This is a genomic window from Bacillus sp. FSL R5-0434, from assembly GCF_038004745.1.
GTDB lineage: Bacteria > Bacillota > Bacilli > Bacillales > Bacillaceae > Bacillus > Bacillus halotolerans.
This window is the reverse complement of sequence record NZ_JBBORV010000001.1, coordinates 1,755,169-1,772,581: the sequence shown is the minus strand read 5'-3', so window position 1 is coordinate 1,772,581 and position 17,413 is coordinate 1,755,169. Positions and strand designations below refer to the sequence as shown.

The following is a 17,413-nucleotide window of genomic DNA, read 5'->3' as shown; positions in this document are numbered from 1 at the left end:
ACGTTCTTAATGAGATATTGGTTTCATTAAATAATATTCCCTCTAAACTGCCCCCGCGCTCAAACCGTTAACCGTCAATTGTCTATTCTGAGATTTACCGGAAGCAGTTTACAGAGAATATAAAACCCTTCAGTTAGAAGGGTTCTTTTGTTCGTCTTTATTTAAATTTAGATAATACCATCCCATATTCTTTCCTCTTAAATTTTGTATCCTCCAGTAATATAAATGAAATTTTTTTACACTACGGCTATCTTCAATGATTGTCTCGTTTTCTTCCTCTTTAAATGATCTTACACTTTTATATTTCATCCGTTGTCCTGTTTGCAATTGATACCAAACATCTATTCTTTTAATTCCATATTTGCGATTCGTAACATTCCCATAATTTATATCCAGTGGTATATAAACCTCATCATCGGGAAGCATAAATGGCAAAGATGTTTCTATTATGCTCTTATCATCGTTACCTAATTTTATTTTAATGTATCCGCCTGTAATAATACTTTTTCCTACAGTCCTTACCTGTAAATAGTTAAATCTAGATACATCAGTGAAATTCGCATCTTGATCAAGTCTTTTTCCTATTATTAATCTCTCTAAACTCTCGTAGCTATTAGGCAATAATAACTTGGCCCCCTCCTTTACAAAAGGAGCATTTTTAAGATGGTATTTTCCTGTTATCTCATCCATCACCATAAAAGTTCTGTATTCAAACTTAACTTTATGATCTTCATTGATTCTACCTAAAATAAAAGTAATAAATGGTACTATAATAGCTGCTGCAGCTGTTAATGCTGTGGGTAGTACACCAAAAGTTTTTATAATTTCGTCCACACTGTTTTACCTCTACCTTATTATCGGTAAAGGGAATGAACAAAGAAACAATTTGCAAAATTTGTCGAACGTTTTCTGTGATTCAGATAACTGTTAACCGATGCAGTTTGCAGAGAATAAAAAAAGCGACCCCGCTTATCAGCAGTGCCGCTCCCTTGATCTATTACCTATTACCATAATAACTCACTTTAAAGAAAATGGAGTGCCGTTATCCTGCCAAGTTTATGGCATTTCTTTAAATTATAAGTTTTTTCGGTTTCTTCCTTCTCTTGTTTCTTAAAAAAACAAAATTAATAGTTGCAGCTAACAATGCCAATATATTAAGTATTAACATAATAATAGAAAAGATATTGGAAGAATTAGTGTCGGTTATTACATAAGCTGACGCTAACCCCAAAAGACTCACTACCAGTAAGGTGAAAAAAGGTAATAAACGTACAGAAGGTGCTTCAAGTGTTGAGAAAGAGTAAAATGATTTTAGCCCCTTAATTGACCCTTTTAATTTATAAAAATTTTTATCATCTGTATGTAATATTTCAATTACAGCACCATCCGAAGCATCTAAATAATCAAATTTCACTTCTAGAATGTTAGGGTTATTTTCATCTATTTTAATTATAAAATCATTTGCATCACTACTTTTTTCCAATATGGCTGCAGAAATAATTTCTTGTCCCTCACTAATTTCTATTCTAACAGGATCTTTTTCTACAATGTGTTTCCCCTCAATAGTAACATTTCCACTATTCCAAACAGTCATTTGAGTGTTGGTTACTCTTTCAACAGACTTTCCCTTAAAAATAATTTCTATATCTTCCGGAGCTTTATCGTTTTTTCCAACTACTCTTTCACTTTTGAAGGTATATGTCAGTTCATTTACTTTTCTGTTTTTATAATGAGAATAAATTGCAAATAAAATACCGAAAAGTCCTATTAATGAACCAATCCACCCCTGATTTAATAAGTTAAGCACAGATCACTTCTCCCAAATTATTCATATATTATAATGTACTTACTTATCGGCATATTATCAATATTGAATTACCCATATGTTTTATACTGTGCAACTCGTTGAACTGGCCAATCCCTTGTCCTCTCTGGGTTTTAACCAATATCCCTAAAATGAATTACACACCTGTTATTTTTGAGGAATTGACGAAAAACGCAAAGAAAAAGGCCCATCCTTGTTGTTTTGGATGAGCCTAGTTATATTTTAAATTTCTTCATAGCGTTGTTCTTGGCGTCTTGATTGATTCCGATGTACCTAAGGGTTGTCCGTTGGTCTGAGTGATTAAATATCTTTGCAGCATAGCAACGTCCTTCGTTTGTTTGTAAAAGTGATAGCCAAATGTTTTCCTCAATGTATGCGTGCCGATGTCATTTAAACCAACATACTCAGCAGCACCCCTGAGAATCTTGTAAGCCATTGACCGGGATATCGGTTTGTTGATTCCTTCTCGGCTTTTAAAGAGAAACTCATGATCCTCTTTCCCTTCGACATAGGCCTTAAATTCTCTTTGAAGAGCTGGCGTCATGTCGATTCTCTTTTTCTTTTTCGTTTTCTTCTCTATGAGATTGAAATAAGGACGTTTGGCGTCTCTTACTCTCAGCTACAGAATATCCGATATGCGGAGCCCTGAATTGATACCTGTCACAAATAGCATGTAATTCCTCATGTTTTGCTCTTTTAAAAATCTCTTGATATAAAAGATACATTCCGGATCACGTATAGACTGAACAAAATTCATTAAGAAGCTATCCCTTTCTTGTAGACTTCTTCTCCCGGAGTAAAGCCAGCCGGTAGAGAGCTTTTGCTTTCACACGATAATAGCTTCGCTGGCTCAGACCCATTTCTGCATACACTTCATAATCATACATTTCTTCCCGCTTCATATAGAGCATGACAATGATCTGCCGTTCTCTTTGAGAAAGCCGGTTAACAGCCTTTTGAATCCTTTTTAAGAATTTGTCACGCTGAATCTCCCAATCAAGACGCTTTAATGCTGCATCTTCTGTTGAGGAATGAACCTCATTCGTGATACTTGGCGGAACAATGCTGTAAGTAGGTGTAACTTTTGGTAAAAAATCATCTGGGACCTGTAAGAGATATAACCGATATTGATTCAGCAGCTTCTCTGCTTTTGATTTAGTCGCTTCTTCGTCAATCTGAGGAATGTTTAATGTTAATTGATTCATATTTTTACCCTCCCGTTTATTTGCGTCTTAAAGCTCCGTCTTTGCCTCTTTTCAGTGTTCTCCTATCTTGACCCATCATTTTCCACCAAAACCATTCTGAGCGCTCCTGCGCGTTTTTATTGAGTTTTTCTTCCTCTCCTTCCATCCCTCCGTTCAAATAAAAAACGGACACCAACCAAAGCACAGATTTCTCTGTACAGTGATCAGTGTCCGCAGGCTTTCCGTCTTGGACTATATTAAGCTTTGTCTTTTATAAACATTTTTTTATCACATAGTTCATCTAATTTTATTATCTTTGTTTCCGTGCATAATTTAGGATTTGGTTTATTCCCTAACAAAATAAGTTCCTTGCTGATAGCATGTAAAACATACCAACACTCATCACTCTCATCACTTGTTGAAGGATTTTGTGGACGTTCTTGTTCGGATCTATCTATCACAATATATTTATCTTTTGACCATTCAACTAATCTGGATACAGGCCTCATTAAAAATGGAACTGGTAAAGAAAAAACAAAGGGAATACCCAGGATATAAATTAGTTTAGTTAGCTGGTTCTCGTCTTTGCTACTTCCGATTATAAAACCATCAAGTGCAACATAGAACAAGATTAAACATGTTACAAAAATAATAACTATGCTACACCTTCTCCAATATGGTTTGAAAAAATTCGAAAATCCACATTCCTTGTCTTCAAATTCTTTGATAAACAATATGATTACGAATAATATTTCTCCAATCGTAGCAGTTATTGTACCAACGGTCGTAGATGAATTGAAATTAACTGTCCATTCTGGTAAATTGGTCAAACTTAGTATAGAAAGAAAAGCTGCTGTCCAAAATACTGTCTGCCAAAAGTGACGCCAAATCATTACAGTAAACAATTTCTCTTTAGAAAAAAGCTTCTTTTCAAAAATATTGGCTGTTAAAGTAGTTATTGGCCTAAATGTTACAACTAACCCGTAAACTAAGATACCTGCAGCAGCTACATAGCCTGGTATCCCGATGCTCTTAAGCAAACCAACAACATCCATAACATTTCCTCCTCCTTTTCTTAATAATCTCTTTTTGGAATCGACAAATTATGGATTTTCTTTAGTGTTTTTAAGAAAAACCCTATTTAAATAGGGTTCATTTGTCTTCCCTCTTCTCTATATACTTATCAATATCTTTAAAGTAAGCCGCAGCCGTGATTGAAATGATTACCGATCAAAGCAAGGTTAGCTTTCATGTCCGGCCTGTAATCGTGTTGGAAATATATCCAGAATCCGCATCCCATCAGCAAAAACAATATTCTGAGCACCCTCCCCCCCATATTGTTCACAAATAATTAACATTTATATACAGGTTTATTTTTAACCTAGGACGAATTCTTTAGGTGTATCAAAAAACTAAAGGAGTGGTGATAATGAATTTTAAAAAGTTAGTAACAACTACCTTATTAACTTCAGCTATTTTAGGATCTGGCTCAATTGCTAGTGCTACAAGTTTAGATAGTAAAGGAGGGGTCTTACCCATCTCTAATAAATTTCAAACTGACTCTATTTTCAACACAAATGGGAAAGCATCGATATCTGCAAGTGTTGTATATGTTGGTGGCAGACTAGAAGCTAATGGTTCAAACAAGGATTACAAAGACTCACAAGTATTTACCCTATCAAATAACACTGGAACAAATTATAAAGGGTGGCAAGAATCTGAAAGAGCCAACGCAGCTGCGTATCTTAAGTACGAATTAATAAATGCATCTACCGGTAATACGGTGTCTCAAGTCAGTTATTATGGTGAAGTTAAAGCAAGTGATGGACGCACTTGGCCAACTTTATCCTTTACCAGCTCCAATATAAAAGTTACAGATAAATACTATGTTAGGGTTACCAACCTTGGCAGTTACCCAGTGAATTTCGCTGGTAATGTTTACAACTGATTAACTTCTGGAAAGGCAATCTATTTTAGGTTGCTTTTTTCATTTTAAAAGCAGGCACGGGCTGATATTTATATCTAATTCACTGTAATCACATTCAGGGCAGCTGTATTCGAACATGATGCCGCCTCCTGATCCATAATCGCTTTGAATATCGGGTAAATCTGCTGAGGCACAATCGCGTTGCCTAATCCTTTAATTCTGTCCACCCGGTTGGGAACACCATGAGCCACTCTACCCACTTCGGGTTCAGCTGCCCACCGACTCTTATCCCCTCCAGGCTTGAGACTGTATTTCCCAATCTGACATATTGCTTTTTCGCTCGCCTTTCTTCCTCCATCGACGGCGCAAGCCGGTATAATAAACGATTGCCCTTTGTAACCTGCGCTTTCCAAGTCAAATAGCGTGAGGTCGAGCTCCATATTTGCGAAGTTAGCAACGTTTTCACCAACAACCCAAGTGGGTCTAAGTTCTTTGATAATCCTAAACATTTCCGGCCAGAGGTCGCGGTCACCTTCCGTGCCTCTTCGCTTCCCGGCAATACTGTAAGGCTGGCAAGGGAATCCTCCTGAAATAATGTCAATTGTTTCACCTGACTCAATCATTCCTTTTTCCTCTAAAAGCTGTCTATTCAAGGTGCATACATCGTCAAAGATGGGAACACCAGAGAAGTTTTTATTCAGTACCTTCTGGCAGATGGGTTCACGCTCACAGAATGCGACTGTTTCAATACCAACCCACTCGGCAGCAAGCGCAATGCCCCCTATTCTCGCAAATAAATCGATGCCTTTGCATGCTGTCATCCCCTATCCCCGGCAGAACTGCAATTGCAAAGAATAAAACCACCACGATCCCACCTAGAAGCCAACCGATTTGTTTTATTACACGTAACAATAATTGTTTCATCTGAAAAAGCTGATTTGCATCATGTTACTCACATGGTCTAAAGCATACTCATGCAATCATGCTGTTAGAAAGTGGTGAAGACCTTAAATACGACTTTGGCCATACTACAGTTAATATGGCTGCTGATGTTATTTACATAACACAATAAAAAAAGCATTGATCAATTCGAAGAATATCTCAATGCTTGAAAAATGCATAGAAAAAATATGGGCAAAGGGTATATTCCCCTTCGCCGAAACCCGCTACATCACACGTTTAAACATCTTTTCCATCTCATACGTGGAATGATGAATCATAATCGGACGGCCGTGCGGGCATGTAAATGGGTCTGATGTGCTTCGGAGATCGTCCAGAAGCGCTTTGATCTCGTCGTTTCTGAGGTGACGGTTTGCTTTGATTGAACCTTTGCAGCTCATCATAATCGCCGCTTCTTCGCGCAGTTTTTTGATATCAATGTTTTTAGAATCGAGCACCTGCTGAATGATTTCTTCTATCAGCTCGGCTTCTTCTCCTTTTGGAAACCAAGCCGGGTGGCAGCGGACGATGTAACTGTTCGAGCCGAAAGACTCTAAAAAGACACCTACGCTTTCGAGCTCTTGTTGATGCTGTTCGATAATGAGTGCCTCGTTCGTGGAATAATGAAACGTGAGCGGCACAATCATATCCTGCACCTCAGGCTCAACCTCCCCGACCTTTTCACGAAAATATTCGTATTTAATACGCTCTTGGGCGGCATGCTGGTCGATAATATATAAGCCGTTTTCGTTTTGCGCCAATATATAGGTCCCATGCATCTGGCCGATCGGGTACATGATCGGCACACGTTCAGATGATGTCTGCTGAAGTTCCTGAGCGGGCTCCTGTTCGAATGCTTCAGGCAATTCCTCTGTAACAGCAGGCTCCGCAATATCTTGTTCTATTTCAGCCACAGAATGAGTTACAAGCTGCTCTGAAGGCAATTCGTCTTCTATCTCAACTGGTTCTTTGACAACTGAACTGAGCTTCATTGGTGAATACGAAGGCATAGGCGCTTTTTCCGGCACTTTTCTTTCAGCAGGTTTTTCATCAAAGGTCATGAACTGCTGCTCATTTTTGATCACAGGTGCTGACTTTTTCGGAAGCTGTGCGCTCGGTATCAGCTGCTGCTGTTTAAATACATCTTTTATGCCGTCACGAATTAAGTCGTGCAGCTCTGTTTCCTTGCTGAGCCGTACCTCAAGCTTCGAAGGGTGCACGTTGACATCGACTAAAATCGGGTCCATGGTGATTTCTATAAATGTGATCGGATGGCGTCCGATTGGCAAAAGTGTGTGATATCCTTCGTGCACCGCCTTGACGAGCGGGAAATTTTTAATATAACGGCCATTGATGACAGACGACATGTAATTTCTCGATGCCCGTGTAATCTCTGGCAGAGCGATATATCCCTTCACTTCAAAATCCAGTGAGCTGACATGAAGAGGCAGCATTTTTTTAGCGACAGCCGTACCGTAAATCGCGGCAAGGACATGGCGCACATCTCCATTTCCATTCGTTTGGAGAAGATTTTTTCCATGATGGCGAAGGCGGATCGATACCTCCGGATGTGCCAGCGCAATCCGGTTGACCACATCCGTAATATTCCCAAGCTCTGTATGAACGGTTTTCATATATTTCAAGCGGGCCGGTGTATTAAAAAACAGATTGGAAACGACAATTTCGGTTCCCTTCCTGCTTGAGGAACGCGATTCAGAAATGATGTTTCCGCCTTGAAGCATGAGCTTCGTTCCCGCTCCTTCTCCCGTGCTTGTCGTAATCTCCAGATGGGAGACAGACGCAATACTCGGCAGTGCCTCTCCCCTAAAGCCAAGTGTTCTCACTCTGAATAAATCATTCTCATCTTTTATTTTACTTGTTGCGTGGCGGCGGAAGGCACGCTTGCAATCTTCATTTTCCATTCCTTCTCCATTATCCAGAACACGAATGGATGCAAGACCCGCTTCCTCAATGTCGATTTCAATGACTGTGCTGTCAGCGTCGATGGCATTTTCCACCAATTCCTTCACGACTGAGGCGGGCCGTTCCACAACCTCGCCCGCCGCAATTTTATTTGAAAGTTCATCTGACAGCTGGATGACTTTTGCCACATTCATCACCCCGTTTTAATGTAATTTCTTTTGCAGCTTGTACATTTCATTCATCGCTTCCAGCGGTGTCATATCAAGTATATTCAGAGATTTAAAGACATCAAGTACTTGCTTTTCTTTTTTAGAAAGCTTTGGTGATGCAGCCGGTTTATCCGATTCGTCAAAGAAGGACAGCTGTGCCAGCTCTTCTTTTACCTCATGTTTCTGTACTGGTACCTCAGGTTTCTGCACTGGCACTTCCGGTTTGTTCCCTGAATGCTCAAGTTCTTTTAGAATGTCTTGAGCGCGCGAAATCAGATCTTCCGGCAACTCAGCCAGCTGGGCGACATGGATACCGTAGCTTTTGTCAGCTGCCCCTTCTTTAATTTGATGAAGAAAGACAACCGTCCCATTATATTCCTCAGCACGAACATGGACATTTTTCAGCTGCGGAAGCTTTTCTTCAAGAACCGTCAGCTCATGATAGTGCGTACTAAACAGCGTCTTGGCGCCAATATGGTCATGAACATATTCAATAATCGCTTGCGCAAGGGCCATGCCGTCATATGTGGACGTTCCCCGCCCGATTTCATCAAACAAAATGAGGCTGTTTTTGGTTGCATTTACAATCGCATTTTTGGCTTCAAGCATTTCCACCATAAAAGTACTTTGTCCGGAAATCAAATCATCCGCTGCGCCGATTCGGGTGAAAATTTGATCAAAAATCGGAAGCATAGCTTTTTTCGCGGGCACAAAGCAGCCAATTTGCGCCATAATGGAGATGAGCGCGATTTGTCTCATGTATGTGCTTTTCCCCGACATGTTCGGACCAGTAATGAGCAGCATCTGTCTGTTATCGCCCATCACACAGTTGTTAGGCACGTATTCCTGGCTGTCCATTACTTTTTCAACAACCGGGTGTCTGCCCTCTATGACCTCAACTTCATCTTTAGAAAACTCAGGTTTCGTGTAATGACGATTTTCACTGATTGTCGCAAAGCATTGCAGCGCATCGAGCTCACTCATCTGTTTGGCGAGCTGCTGCAAACGCGGAATATACAATTTCACTTTCTCACGTAGCTCGGTGAAGAGCTCGTATTCCAGCTCACAGATGTTATTTTCCGCTTCCAAAATGAGCGCTTCTTTTTCTTTTAATTCAGGTGTAATGTAGCGTTCTGCATTCGTTAGCGTCTGTTTCCGCTCATAGCGCCCTTCTTCAAGAAGGTGCAAATTCGCCTTTGTCACTTCAATATAATAGCCAAATACTTTATTGAAGCCGACTTTTAATGACCGAATGCCTGTATATTCACGTTCCTGCTGTTCAAGGCGGGCAATCCAGTCTTTCCCGTTTCTGCTAGCATCGCGGTATTCATCGAGCTTTTGATTGTACCCGTCTTTGATCAGGTTTCCTTCTTTTACTGATATCGGAGGGTTTTCGTACAGGGCTCCTTCCAGTAATTCTAGAACATCACCGCACGGGTCAATCCGCTCCGCCCGTTCCTTCGCTTTCTTATGAGCCAGTGAAGCAACAAGCTGTTTAATGCCGGGCACTTGCTTTAATGATTCCTTCAGCTGAATGAGATCCCGTGCATTGACATTTCCGAATGCGACACGGCCTGCGAGGCGTTCTAAATCATAGACTTCCTTTAAACGCTCACGAAGATCTTCCCGTTCAAAGAAATGGGACATTAATGTTTCCACCATTTCTTGACGCTCTTCAATTTGATTCACTCTGATAAGCGGACGGTCAATCCACTGTTTCAGCAGCCGCCCTCCCATCGCAGTTTTTGTTTCATCAAGCAGCCATAACAGGGAGCCTTTTTTATTTTTTGAACGGATCGTTTCAGTCAGCTCCAAATTCCGCTTCGAGTATAAGTCGATTTTCATGGCTTCTTCAAGCTCATACACTTGTACAGGCTGAAGGTGATCTAAGCTCCGTTTCTGAGTCCTTTTCAGATACGTATATAAACGGAGAAATGTTTTCGTTACGTCCGGATTCTGCAAATGCTCAATAATCTGAACGTGCTCATCCGTTTCCCCATCTTCAATCGAAATGGTAGCGCCGCACCGCTCCTTCAGCTGAGCAACCGTCTTTTCATCAAGGTTTCCCGCTACGACAATTTCCCGCGCGCCGACTGAATAAATTTCTGATATGACGTCTTCCAGCCGTTCAATTAAAACAGCCAAATTTTCACCCGTTGTTAAATCGGACAGCGCCAGCCCGTATCCGTTTGAGCAGGCCGAAACTGATGCAATAAAGTTGTTTTCTGATTCATGGATGCCTTTTCCGTCCATTACAGTTCCAGGGGTAATCAGCTGAACGACTTCACGTTTGACGACGCCCTTTGCAGCCTTTGGATCCTCCGTTTGTTCGCATATGGCCACCTTGTATCCTTTTTTAATAAGCTGCTCGATATAAGCCGAAGCAGAATGATACGGAACACCGCACATCGGTATTTTTTCAGCGGCGCCTCCGTCTCTGCTTGTTAACGTAATTTCCAGCTCTTGTGACGCTTTTTTAGCGTCCTCAAAAAACATTTCGTAAAAATCACCGAGACGAAAAAATAAAAAGGCATCCTGATGCTCTGCCTTTATTTTTAAATATTGCTGTATCATAGGCGTATAAGTAGCCATTGTTTAATCCCTCACTATGTATCAACGTTTCTATTTGCCAGCCTTCATTATAACATAAACAGAAAGTGTTAAAAGAATGATATGTCTATATAAAAAAGAGACTTGGGGTACCAACTCCCCTAGTCTCTTTTTTATTCTTCAGGATCTCCAACTAAAAATTCAGGATTGATGTCCTCCAGCTCTTCATCAAGTTCGTCTTCCCAATCCTCTTCGTCATCCTCTTCCCAATCAGAATTCACTTCTACAACAACCTTTGTTTCCCCTACCACTTCCGCCAAAAATTCCCTCTCCGCTTGCACAACAATTTTATTGCCATTTGGAGATATGGTGACTTCAAGGCAGTTTGGCTGCTGAAGCACTTTTGCAATCACTTCATGCTCATCGTCTAAGTAATTGTTATCTCTGTATCGGAGTTTAATCACATCGACGTACTTCACTCGTTCTGTGACAACCTCTGTTTTTGTATTGTCTGCGTAAGAGTACCATACGTTTATATCATAATACCCTTCAATTTCTACGGTTTTTCCGATTTTTTCTGCGTCATACTTGTGATTGATAATCCAACCGCCCAAAATGCTGCTCGGTTTTTTCTCAGGGGAGATGGTATTGGTGCACTGTGTAAATTTTCTGCCTTTCGCTACTACCGCCTTCGTGATAATTTCCCTGTATTCAGACATTCCGGCATGCCTCCTTGTTCTTCTTCGTGTTATCTTATGCTGGGCATTTGTCTAGTGTGCATTTTTATAAATAAAATATAAAAATACAAAGTTTCTGTTCCATTGTATGCAGGGGTGCCTAGAAACTTTACTCATAAGTGCGATAAAGTTTATTTGGCTAAAGGCGGCCAAACATTGAATATTTAGTACATAGTTCATTTAGTTCTGTTGATAGTTTAACATAAAAAAACACGGGCCTGAAAAGGCACCGCGTTTAAAGAGAACAGCTGTTATTTGAATGTTTCATCTTCGAACCGGTTTCTCCTTTTAGAAGGTCGCCTCCGGTTGATGTAATGATTTCATTTGTGACCTGGTTGGAAATGGTGGTCGCCACGAGCTGCAGAAGGTCATTCACCTCAACCTGAGAATCTCTGAATTCCTGGATGACAGGAATGTCTTCAAGCTCCTCTTGCAGCGCATCAATTTTTTCTTCTACTTGTTTGAGCGCTTCGAGTTTTTGGTAATGCTTCAGATTAACAGCTTGTTTTTGCAGGGCTTTAATCTGATTAATGATTACAGACACTTTTGCGTTCTCATTAATTTGCGCTTCAGCCCGTTTGAAGAAATCAACCTCTTCTGTTTCAGAGATCATTTTTGCAAGGTTTCGTGCTTGCTGCACAATGTCTTTTTTAGAGTAGAGCGTCATCTTATTTCACCTCGATTGCTTCTCCTGCCATTTCTCCGTCAAGCGACCACGTTTTCGCTTGCTGGATTTTCACGCGAACGATTTTGCCGATCGCTTCCTTTGGTCCTTTGAAATTCACAAGCTTGCTTTTTTCAGTGTAGCCGGCAAGAACCTCAGGGTTGTTTTTGCTTTCGCCCTCAACTAATACTTCGACAACCTTGCCTTCATATTCCTTCATTTTTTTAGCAGAAATTTCATTAACCAATGCGTTCAGACGCTGCAGGCGTTCTTTTTTCACTCTCATCGGAACGTTATCTTTCATTTTTGCTGCAGGTGTGCCTTCACGCGGAGAGTAAATGAACGTATAGGCGCTGTCAAACTCCACTTCACGGTATAATGACAGCGTTTCTTCAAACTGTTCGTCCGTTTCGTTAGGGAAGCCGACGATAATGTCAGTTGTTAAAGAAGCGTTTGGCATAGCCGCTTTGATTTTTCTGACGAGCTCCATGTAACGCTCTCTGTCATATTTGCGTGCCATCAGTTTCAAGACCTCTGAGCTTCCTGATTGGACCGGCAGATGAATATGATCGAGCAGATTGCCGCCTTTTGCAAGCACTTCAATGAGATGATCATCAAAGTCACGCGGATGACTCGTTGTGAAACGGATTCTCGGGATATCGATTTTGCGAAGCTCATCCATCAAATCACCAAGGCCGTAGTTCATATCTTCAAAGTCTTTTCCGTACGCGTTTACGTTTTGTCCTAAAAGTGTAATTTCCTTATAGCCTTCGCTTGCAAGTCTTCTTACTTCCTGAATGATCTCTTCCGGACGGCGGCTTCTTTCTTTTCCGCGTGTATACGGGACGATGCAATACGTACAGAACTTGTCACAGCCGTACATGATGTTGACCCAGCCCTTAATTTTTCCGTTGCGGACTTTCGGAAGGTTTTCAATGACATCGCCTTCCTTGGACCAAACTTCTATGACCATTTCTTTTGAAAGGTATGCTTCAGACAAAAGCTCCGGCAGACGATGGATATTATGCGTACCGAAAATCATATCGACAAACGGATGTTTTTTCAAAATCCTGTTAACGACTGATTCCTCTTGTGACATACAGCCGCAAACGCCTAAGATAAGATCCGGGTTATTTTTTTTGAGTGCTTTTAAGTGTCCAAGCTCACCGAATACCTTGTTTTCCGCATTTTCACGGATTGCACATGTATTTAACAGAATGACATTGGCATCGTCAACAGAGTTTGTCGCTTCATAGCCAAGAGCCATAAAGATCCCTGCCATTACTTCTGTATCATGTTCGTTCATTTGGCAGCCGTACGTCCGGATATAGAATTTTCTTCCTTCACCCATGCCTTTGAATTCTTCAGAAATTTTAAAGTCATTATGATAAGTAACGGCTTCTTTGCCGCGTTTTTTCGCATCTTTTAAAGAAGGCGGAATGTAGACAGCTTCAAAGTACTTGCTGTAATCCTTCTCGGATTTTTTGTCCGATGGATTAACTTGTCCGCTCTCTAATTTTTGCTTTTCATTCATATGATATTTCTCCTTTCAAACCAAACTTCCACCCTCCAGTATAAAGGTTATTGAAGCTCTGCACAACTGGCAACCTATCATTGTACACTCATTGAGAATAATAATCAATAAGGAATGAAAGGGAGAAGAGTGTTCCCTTCTCCTTACAATAGCTGAAGCTCCTTTGCTGTCTTTTCAATGGCATCAAGCGCCTGATCCAGTTCTTCTTTGGTGTGCTCGGCTGTAATAATTGTGCGTATTCTGGCTTTTCCTTTTGCAACAGTCGGGAAAACGATGCTTTGGGCAAAAACACCTTGTGACAGAAGCTGATCAGAAAATTGCTTCGCTGCCCCCTCATCACCTATTAAAATAGGCAAAATCGGCGTCTCGCTCTGTGTGAGAGTAAAACCCATTTGGACAAGCATTGATTTAAAATAATGTGTATTCTCCCACAGACGCTCCATATGTTCCGGCTCTTCCAGCAAGACATCGATTGCTTCCATACAAGCTGCAGTTACAGCCGGAGGATGTGACGTGCTAAATAAAAATGGACGGCCTTTATGACGCAAATAGTCGATTAACACCTTTGAACCGGCAGCGTATCCCCCTAAAACTCCGATTGCCTTGCTTAACGTTCCGACTTGAATATGAACCCTTCCGTCAAGACCGAAATGATTTACCGTCCCTCTGCCGTTTTCGCCAAGCACTCCGGAGGCGTGGGCGTCATCAACCATCACAAAAGCGTCATATTTCTCAGCGAGCTCCACAATGTCAGGCAGAGGAGCAATATTTCCATCCATTGAAAATACGCCGTCAGTGACAATCAAGCGCATGCGGTAATTCATTGATTTTCTCAGCACCTTCTCTAAATCACTCATATCTACATGCTGATAAACCTTTTTATCGGCCTTAGTCAATCTGATTCCATCAATGATAGAGGCATGGTTCAATTCATCAGAAATGACAATATCGTCTTTTGAAAGAATGCTGGAAAGTACACCTTGGTTTGTTGTAAAGCCTGATTGGAAGACTAGTGCCGCCTCTGTTTTTTTAAAGGCTGCCAGTTTTTTCTCCAATTCTTGGTGCATGGTAAACGTTCCGGCGATTGTCCGGACTGAACCGGTTCCGGCTCCAAATTGCTGAGCAGCTTCCTGTGCAGCTTTGATGAGTCTTGGATGTGAAGTAAATCCGAGGTAATTATTAGAAGAAAGCTGAATAACTTTTTTATGATTCACTGTAACAGAAGGGCCCTGCATTGATTCTACCTGTTTAACGTCTTGCCATGTGTGGTTTTCTTTCATTCTTTCAAGCTCTGCTTTTAGAAACTCAAATTCTTTTGTCATGTTGATCCCCCTTTTATGGAATTAAAATAACCTTTCCGCACTGTCCGCTTCTCATCAGTTCAAACCCTTTCTCAAACTCTTCTAATGGAAACTGATGGGTAACAATAGGTGAAAGATCCAGTGTGTTTGTTCTAAGCAATTGTGAAACCTGCCGCCATGTGGTAAACATCTTTCTCCCTGTGATCCCTTGGATGGTAAGGCCTTTAAACACGACTTTATTCGTCAAGTCGATGGTAACCGGATGTTCCGGCAGGCTGAGAATATGAAATCTCCCGCCATTTGCAGCCATTGCTAGGCCTTGCGCGATAGCTGAAGGGTGACCCGACATCTCACAAACGAGATCAGCTCCTTCCCCGCCCGTTAAAGCGCTTACAATTTTGAGCGGATCTTCTTTTTCGACGGAGACCGTGCTTGTGGCTCCCATTTGTTTGGCGAGAGCTAATCTGTACTCATTTTTGTCAATGGCGACCACCTGCGCTGCGCCTGCTGCTTTTGCGACCGCTACCGCCATAAGTCCGATCGGCCCGCATCCAATAATAGCAGTCGTTCCTCCGGCGTTCTGACTCTCAAGAACTGTATGAACGGCATTTCCTAAAGGCTCTTGAATGGAAGCAATCGCCGGGTCCATATTCGCGGGATTCTTCCAAACGTTTTCGGCCGGCACTTTGACATACTCCGCAAAACAGCCTGCCGTGTCCACTCCGATAATGGCCGTATTTTTACATACATGAGGCTTTCCTGTTAAACAAGGGACGCATGTGCCGCATACAATGTGTGTTTCCGCAGAAACATACTCCCCAATTTTTACACTGCTGACATTCTCGCCTACAGCCTCGACAATACCACTGAACTCATGGCCGAAGACACAAGGAGTTTTTATTCTCTGCCGTGCCCATTGGTCCCAATTATAAATATGCACATCCGTGCCGCAAATGGAAGCTGCCTTAATTTTTATAAGAACTTCATGCTTATCGATTTCAGGAATGGGAACTTCAGCCAGCACAGCGCCGAAAGCACCGTGTTTTTTCATTACAGCTTTCATCTTTCCACTCTGCATGTACAATCCTCCTTTAAAAGTCTTGTTATAACCGGATTGTACCATGATCTGGAATCACCGTAAACAGCTGTGTCCTCCTAGGAAAGACAAAAGTATCCGTCTTGAAAAATGGGCTAAATTTTTTTTATAAAAAGCCGGAATCGTTTTTACACATGACATATGGTTCATTTATATTATAAAAATACTATTGAGAGAAAATATCACAATAAATGAAAAACAACCTGCTTGCATATGCAAACAGGTTGTGAATACTTTAATTTTCTTAGCGAGGCTCCACGATTAATTTAATCGCTGTTCTTTCTTCACCATCGATCTGAATATCAGTAAAAGCCGGAATACAAATCAAATCAACCCCGCTTGGCGCCACAAATCCTCTGGCGATTGCCACAGCTTTTACAGCTTGGTTCAAAGCACCCGCTCCAATTGCTTGAATCTCGGCGGCTCCGCGCTCTCTTAACACACCTGCAAGCGCACCTGCCACTGAATTTGGACTCGATTTTGCTGAAACTTTTAAGATTTCCATTTCTGCTCCCCCTTAGTTTTACAATGGATAAGTGAGTGTTCATTAGAACAATCATTATTAGATGTTGCTATCCAAAAAGCCATCCCCACAATGCTTTTCAAAAATAGCGGGCTACCTTCCATTTTTACTATATTCACTAAGGAGTTGCTATATTCCTGCTTTTCTTTTTAATATTTTTATAAAATAACCATGTGATCAATTATTCAAAGAACATGTGATCATCATTGATTAAAATACGTTCGATTTTAACGGCTTTTTTCGTTTGATCGTCTATATCGATGACGACTCCGCTCAGGGTTGTTTTTCCTTCAGCGACAGTAAAGCGCACAGGAAGGTTTGTTTTGAAACGTTTGATAATCGTTTCTCTGTCCATCCCCAGTATACCGTCATATGGGCCGGTCATTCCTACATCAGTAATATATGCCGTGCCCTTCGGCAAAATGCGGTTATCCGCTGTTTGCACGTGAGTGTGAGTTCCTACTACAGCAGATGCCCGTCCATCCGTGTACCAGCCGAGTGCAAGCTTTTCACTTGTCGCTTCCGCATGGAAGTCGATAAAAATGTACGGTGTTCTTTTAGCAGCTTCGGCAATTAATTCATCCGCTTTTAAAAACGGATCATCGAGCGGCGGTAAAAACGTACGGCCTTGTAAGTTGATAACAGCTAGTTCTTTACCGTTTGCTTTCACATATGTGATCCCTTTTCCCGGTGTTCCTTCCGGAAAGTTTGCGGGACGGACTAAGTTCGGGACATCATCGATAAAATCAAAAATTTCCTTTTTGTCCCATGTATGGTTTCCCATCGTGATCGCATCTGCGCCAGACTGTATTAAACTGTGATAGATTTTTTCTGTTAAGCCTTTTCCATGTGCGGCATTTTCGCCATTTATAATGGTAAAATGCGGCTTGTATTTTGTTTTCAGCTTTGGCACATACTCTTTTACCATGTCGCGGCCCGGTGACCCGACAACATCTCCGATAAATAAAATTCTCATTTTGTAAATCCTTTCTATTCCTCAG

Annotated in this window: 15 protein-coding genes and 2 pseudogenes; 1 reads left to right on the top strand and 16 read right to left on the bottom strand. The window is 41.3% G+C overall.

The features are described from left to right. Positions 1-129: 129 nt before the first annotated feature. From NYE43_RS09190 to NYE43_RS09165, 6 genes and pseudogenes are all read right to left on the bottom strand, one after another. Positions 130-834 (bottom strand): hypothetical protein, encoded by a 705-nt coding sequence (locus NYE43_RS09190; protein ID WP_341061647.1) that lies wholly within the window; start codon positions 832-834, stop codon positions 130-132. 235 nt (positions 835-1,069) lie between these two features. Then, entirely contained in the window at positions 1,070-1,807 is a 738-nt protein-coding gene (locus NYE43_RS09185; RefSeq protein ID WP_185847957.1) for a hypothetical protein, read from the bottom strand. A gap of 233 nt (positions 1,808-2,040) precedes the next feature. Next, positions 2,041-2,582 (bottom strand): annotated as a pseudogene (locus NYE43_RS09180) (tyrosine-type recombinase/integrase). A gap of 7 nt (positions 2,583-2,589) precedes the next feature. Continuing rightward, positions 2,590-3,030 carry an ArpU family phage packaging/lysis transcriptional regulator gene (locus NYE43_RS09175; protein ID WP_185847958.1) on the bottom strand — a complete coding sequence of 147 codons (441 nt, stop codon included), beginning with the start codon at positions 3,028-3,030 and terminating at the stop codon, positions 2,590-2,592. Positions 3,031-3,266: 236 nt separating this feature from the next. After that, on the bottom strand, positions 3,267-4,064 hold the full coding sequence (locus NYE43_RS09170; RefSeq protein WP_185847959.1) for a hypothetical protein: 798 nt from the start codon (positions 4,062-4,064) through the stop codon (positions 3,267-3,269). 97 nt (positions 4,065-4,161) lie between these two features. Beyond that, positions 4,162-4,345, bottom strand: a pseudogene (locus NYE43_RS09165) (hypothetical protein). 93 nt (positions 4,346-4,438) lie between these two features. Between NYE43_RS09165 and NYE43_RS09160 the strand changes: the two are divergent. Continuing rightward, positions 4,439-4,957 carry a hypothetical protein gene (locus tag NYE43_RS09160; protein ID WP_151175029.1) on the top strand — a complete coding sequence of 173 codons (519 nt, stop codon included), beginning with the start codon at positions 4,439-4,441 and terminating at the stop codon, positions 4,955-4,957. Positions 4,958-5,031: 74 nt separating this feature from the next. Here NYE43_RS09160 and NYE43_RS09155 read toward each other — a convergent pair whose 3' ends face one another. The 10 genes from NYE43_RS09155 to ymdB form a co-directional block, all read right to left on the bottom strand. Beyond that, a complete protein-coding gene (locus tag NYE43_RS09155; RefSeq protein ID WP_185847960.1) occupies positions 5,032-5,757 on the bottom strand; it encodes a DNA cytosine methyltransferase in 726 nt (241 codons plus the stop codon). A 345-nt stretch (positions 5,758-6,102) separates the two neighbouring features. After that, a complete protein-coding gene (gene mutL, locus NYE43_RS09150; protein WP_185847961.1) occupies positions 6,103-7,986 on the bottom strand; it encodes a DNA mismatch repair endonuclease MutL in 1,884 nt (627 codons plus the stop codon). Positions 7,987-8,001: 15 nt separating this feature from the next. Next, complete coding sequence (gene mutS, locus NYE43_RS09145; protein ID WP_024121462.1) at positions 8,002-10,599, bottom strand: DNA mismatch repair protein MutS; 2,598 nt, start codon at positions 10,597-10,599, stop codon at positions 8,002-8,004. A gap of 131 nt (positions 10,600-10,730) precedes the next feature. Beyond that, entirely contained in the window at positions 10,731-11,276 is a 546-nt protein-coding gene (gene cotE / locus NYE43_RS09140) for an outer spore coat protein CotE (RefSeq protein WP_024121461.1), read from the bottom strand. A gap of 253 nt (positions 11,277-11,529) precedes the next feature. Next, positions 11,530-11,961 carry a RicAFT regulatory complex protein RicA family protein gene (locus tag NYE43_RS09135; RefSeq protein ID WP_024121460.1) on the bottom strand — a complete coding sequence of 144 codons (432 nt, stop codon included), beginning with the start codon at positions 11,959-11,961 and terminating at the stop codon, positions 11,530-11,532. Position 11,962: 1 nt separating this feature from the next. After that, complete coding sequence (miaB, locus tag NYE43_RS09130; RefSeq protein ID WP_024121459.1) at positions 11,963-13,492, bottom strand: tRNA (N6-isopentenyl adenosine(37)-C2)-methylthiotransferase MiaB; 1,530 nt, start codon at positions 13,490-13,492, stop codon at positions 11,963-11,965. Between the two features lie 143 nt (positions 13,493-13,635). Continuing rightward, the gene (locus tag NYE43_RS09125; RefSeq protein ID WP_095713857.1) at positions 13,636-14,814 is read right to left on the bottom strand and encodes a glycine C-acetyltransferase; all 1,179 of its coding nucleotides are present in this window, start codon (positions 14,812-14,814) and stop codon (positions 13,636-13,638) included. Positions 14,815-14,827: 13 nt separating this feature from the next. Beyond that, positions 14,828-15,871, bottom strand: a complete 1,044-nt coding sequence (gene tdh / locus NYE43_RS09120; RefSeq protein WP_268497740.1) for an L-threonine 3-dehydrogenase — start codon at positions 15,869-15,871, stop codon at positions 14,828-14,830. Positions 15,872-16,133: 262 nt separating this feature from the next. Beyond that, positions 16,134-16,394 (bottom strand): stage V sporulation protein SpoVS, encoded by a 261-nt coding sequence (gene spoVS / locus NYE43_RS09115; RefSeq protein ID WP_003154135.1) that lies wholly within the window; start codon positions 16,392-16,394, stop codon positions 16,134-16,136. Positions 16,395-16,593: 199 nt separating this feature from the next. Then, on the bottom strand, positions 16,594-17,388 hold the full coding sequence (ymdB, locus tag NYE43_RS09110; RefSeq protein ID WP_003245138.1) for a 2',3'-cyclic-nucleotide 2'-phosphodiesterase: 795 nt from the start codon (positions 17,386-17,388) through the stop codon (positions 16,594-16,596). Between the last annotated feature and the right edge of the window lie 25 nt (positions 17,389-17,413).

Bases quoted from the DNA above. Each gene is read 5' to 3' on its own strand.
- mutS (WP_024121462.1), bottom strand. From the start codon at position 10,599: ATGGCTACTTATACGCCTATGATACAGCAATATTTAAAAATAAAGGCA.
- ymdB (WP_003245138.1), bottom strand. From the start codon at position 17,388: ATGAGAATTTTATTTATCGGAGATGTTGTCGGGTCACCGGGCCGCGAC.
- spoVS (WP_003154135.1), bottom strand. From the start codon at position 16,394: ATGGAAATCTTAAAAGTTTCAGCAAAATCGAGTCCAAATTCAGTGGCA.
- NYE43_RS09155 (WP_185847960.1), bottom strand. From the start codon at position 5,757: ATGACAGCATGCAAAGGCATCGATTTATTTGCGAGAATAGGGGGCATT.
- NYE43_RS09170 (WP_185847959.1), bottom strand. From the start codon at position 4,064: ATGGATGTTGTTGGTTTGCTTAAGAGCATCGGGATACCAGGCTATGTA.
- NYE43_RS09160 (WP_151175029.1), top strand. From the start codon at position 4,439: ATGAATTTTAAAAAGTTAGTAACAACTACCTTATTAACTTCAGCTATT.
- NYE43_RS09135 (WP_024121460.1), bottom strand. From the start codon at position 11,961: ATGACGCTCTACTCTAAAAAAGACATTGTGCAGCAAGCACGAAACCTT.
- NYE43_RS09125 (WP_095713857.1), bottom strand. From the start codon at position 14,814: ATGACAAAAGAATTTGAGTTTCTAAAAGCAGAGCTTGAAAGAATGAAA.
- NYE43_RS09175 (WP_185847958.1), bottom strand. From the start codon at position 3,030: ATGAATCAATTAACATTAAACATTCCTCAGATTGACGAAGAAGCGACT.
- cotE (WP_024121461.1), bottom strand. From the start codon at position 11,276: ATGTCTGAATACAGGGAAATTATCACGAAGGCGGTAGTAGCGAAAGGC.
- tdh (WP_268497740.1), bottom strand. From the start codon at position 15,871: ATGCAGAGTGGAAAGATGAAAGCTGTAATGAAAAAACACGGTGCTTTC.
- miaB (WP_024121459.1), bottom strand. From the start codon at position 13,492: ATGAATGAAAAGCAAAAATTAGAGAGCGGACAAGTTAATCCATCGGAC.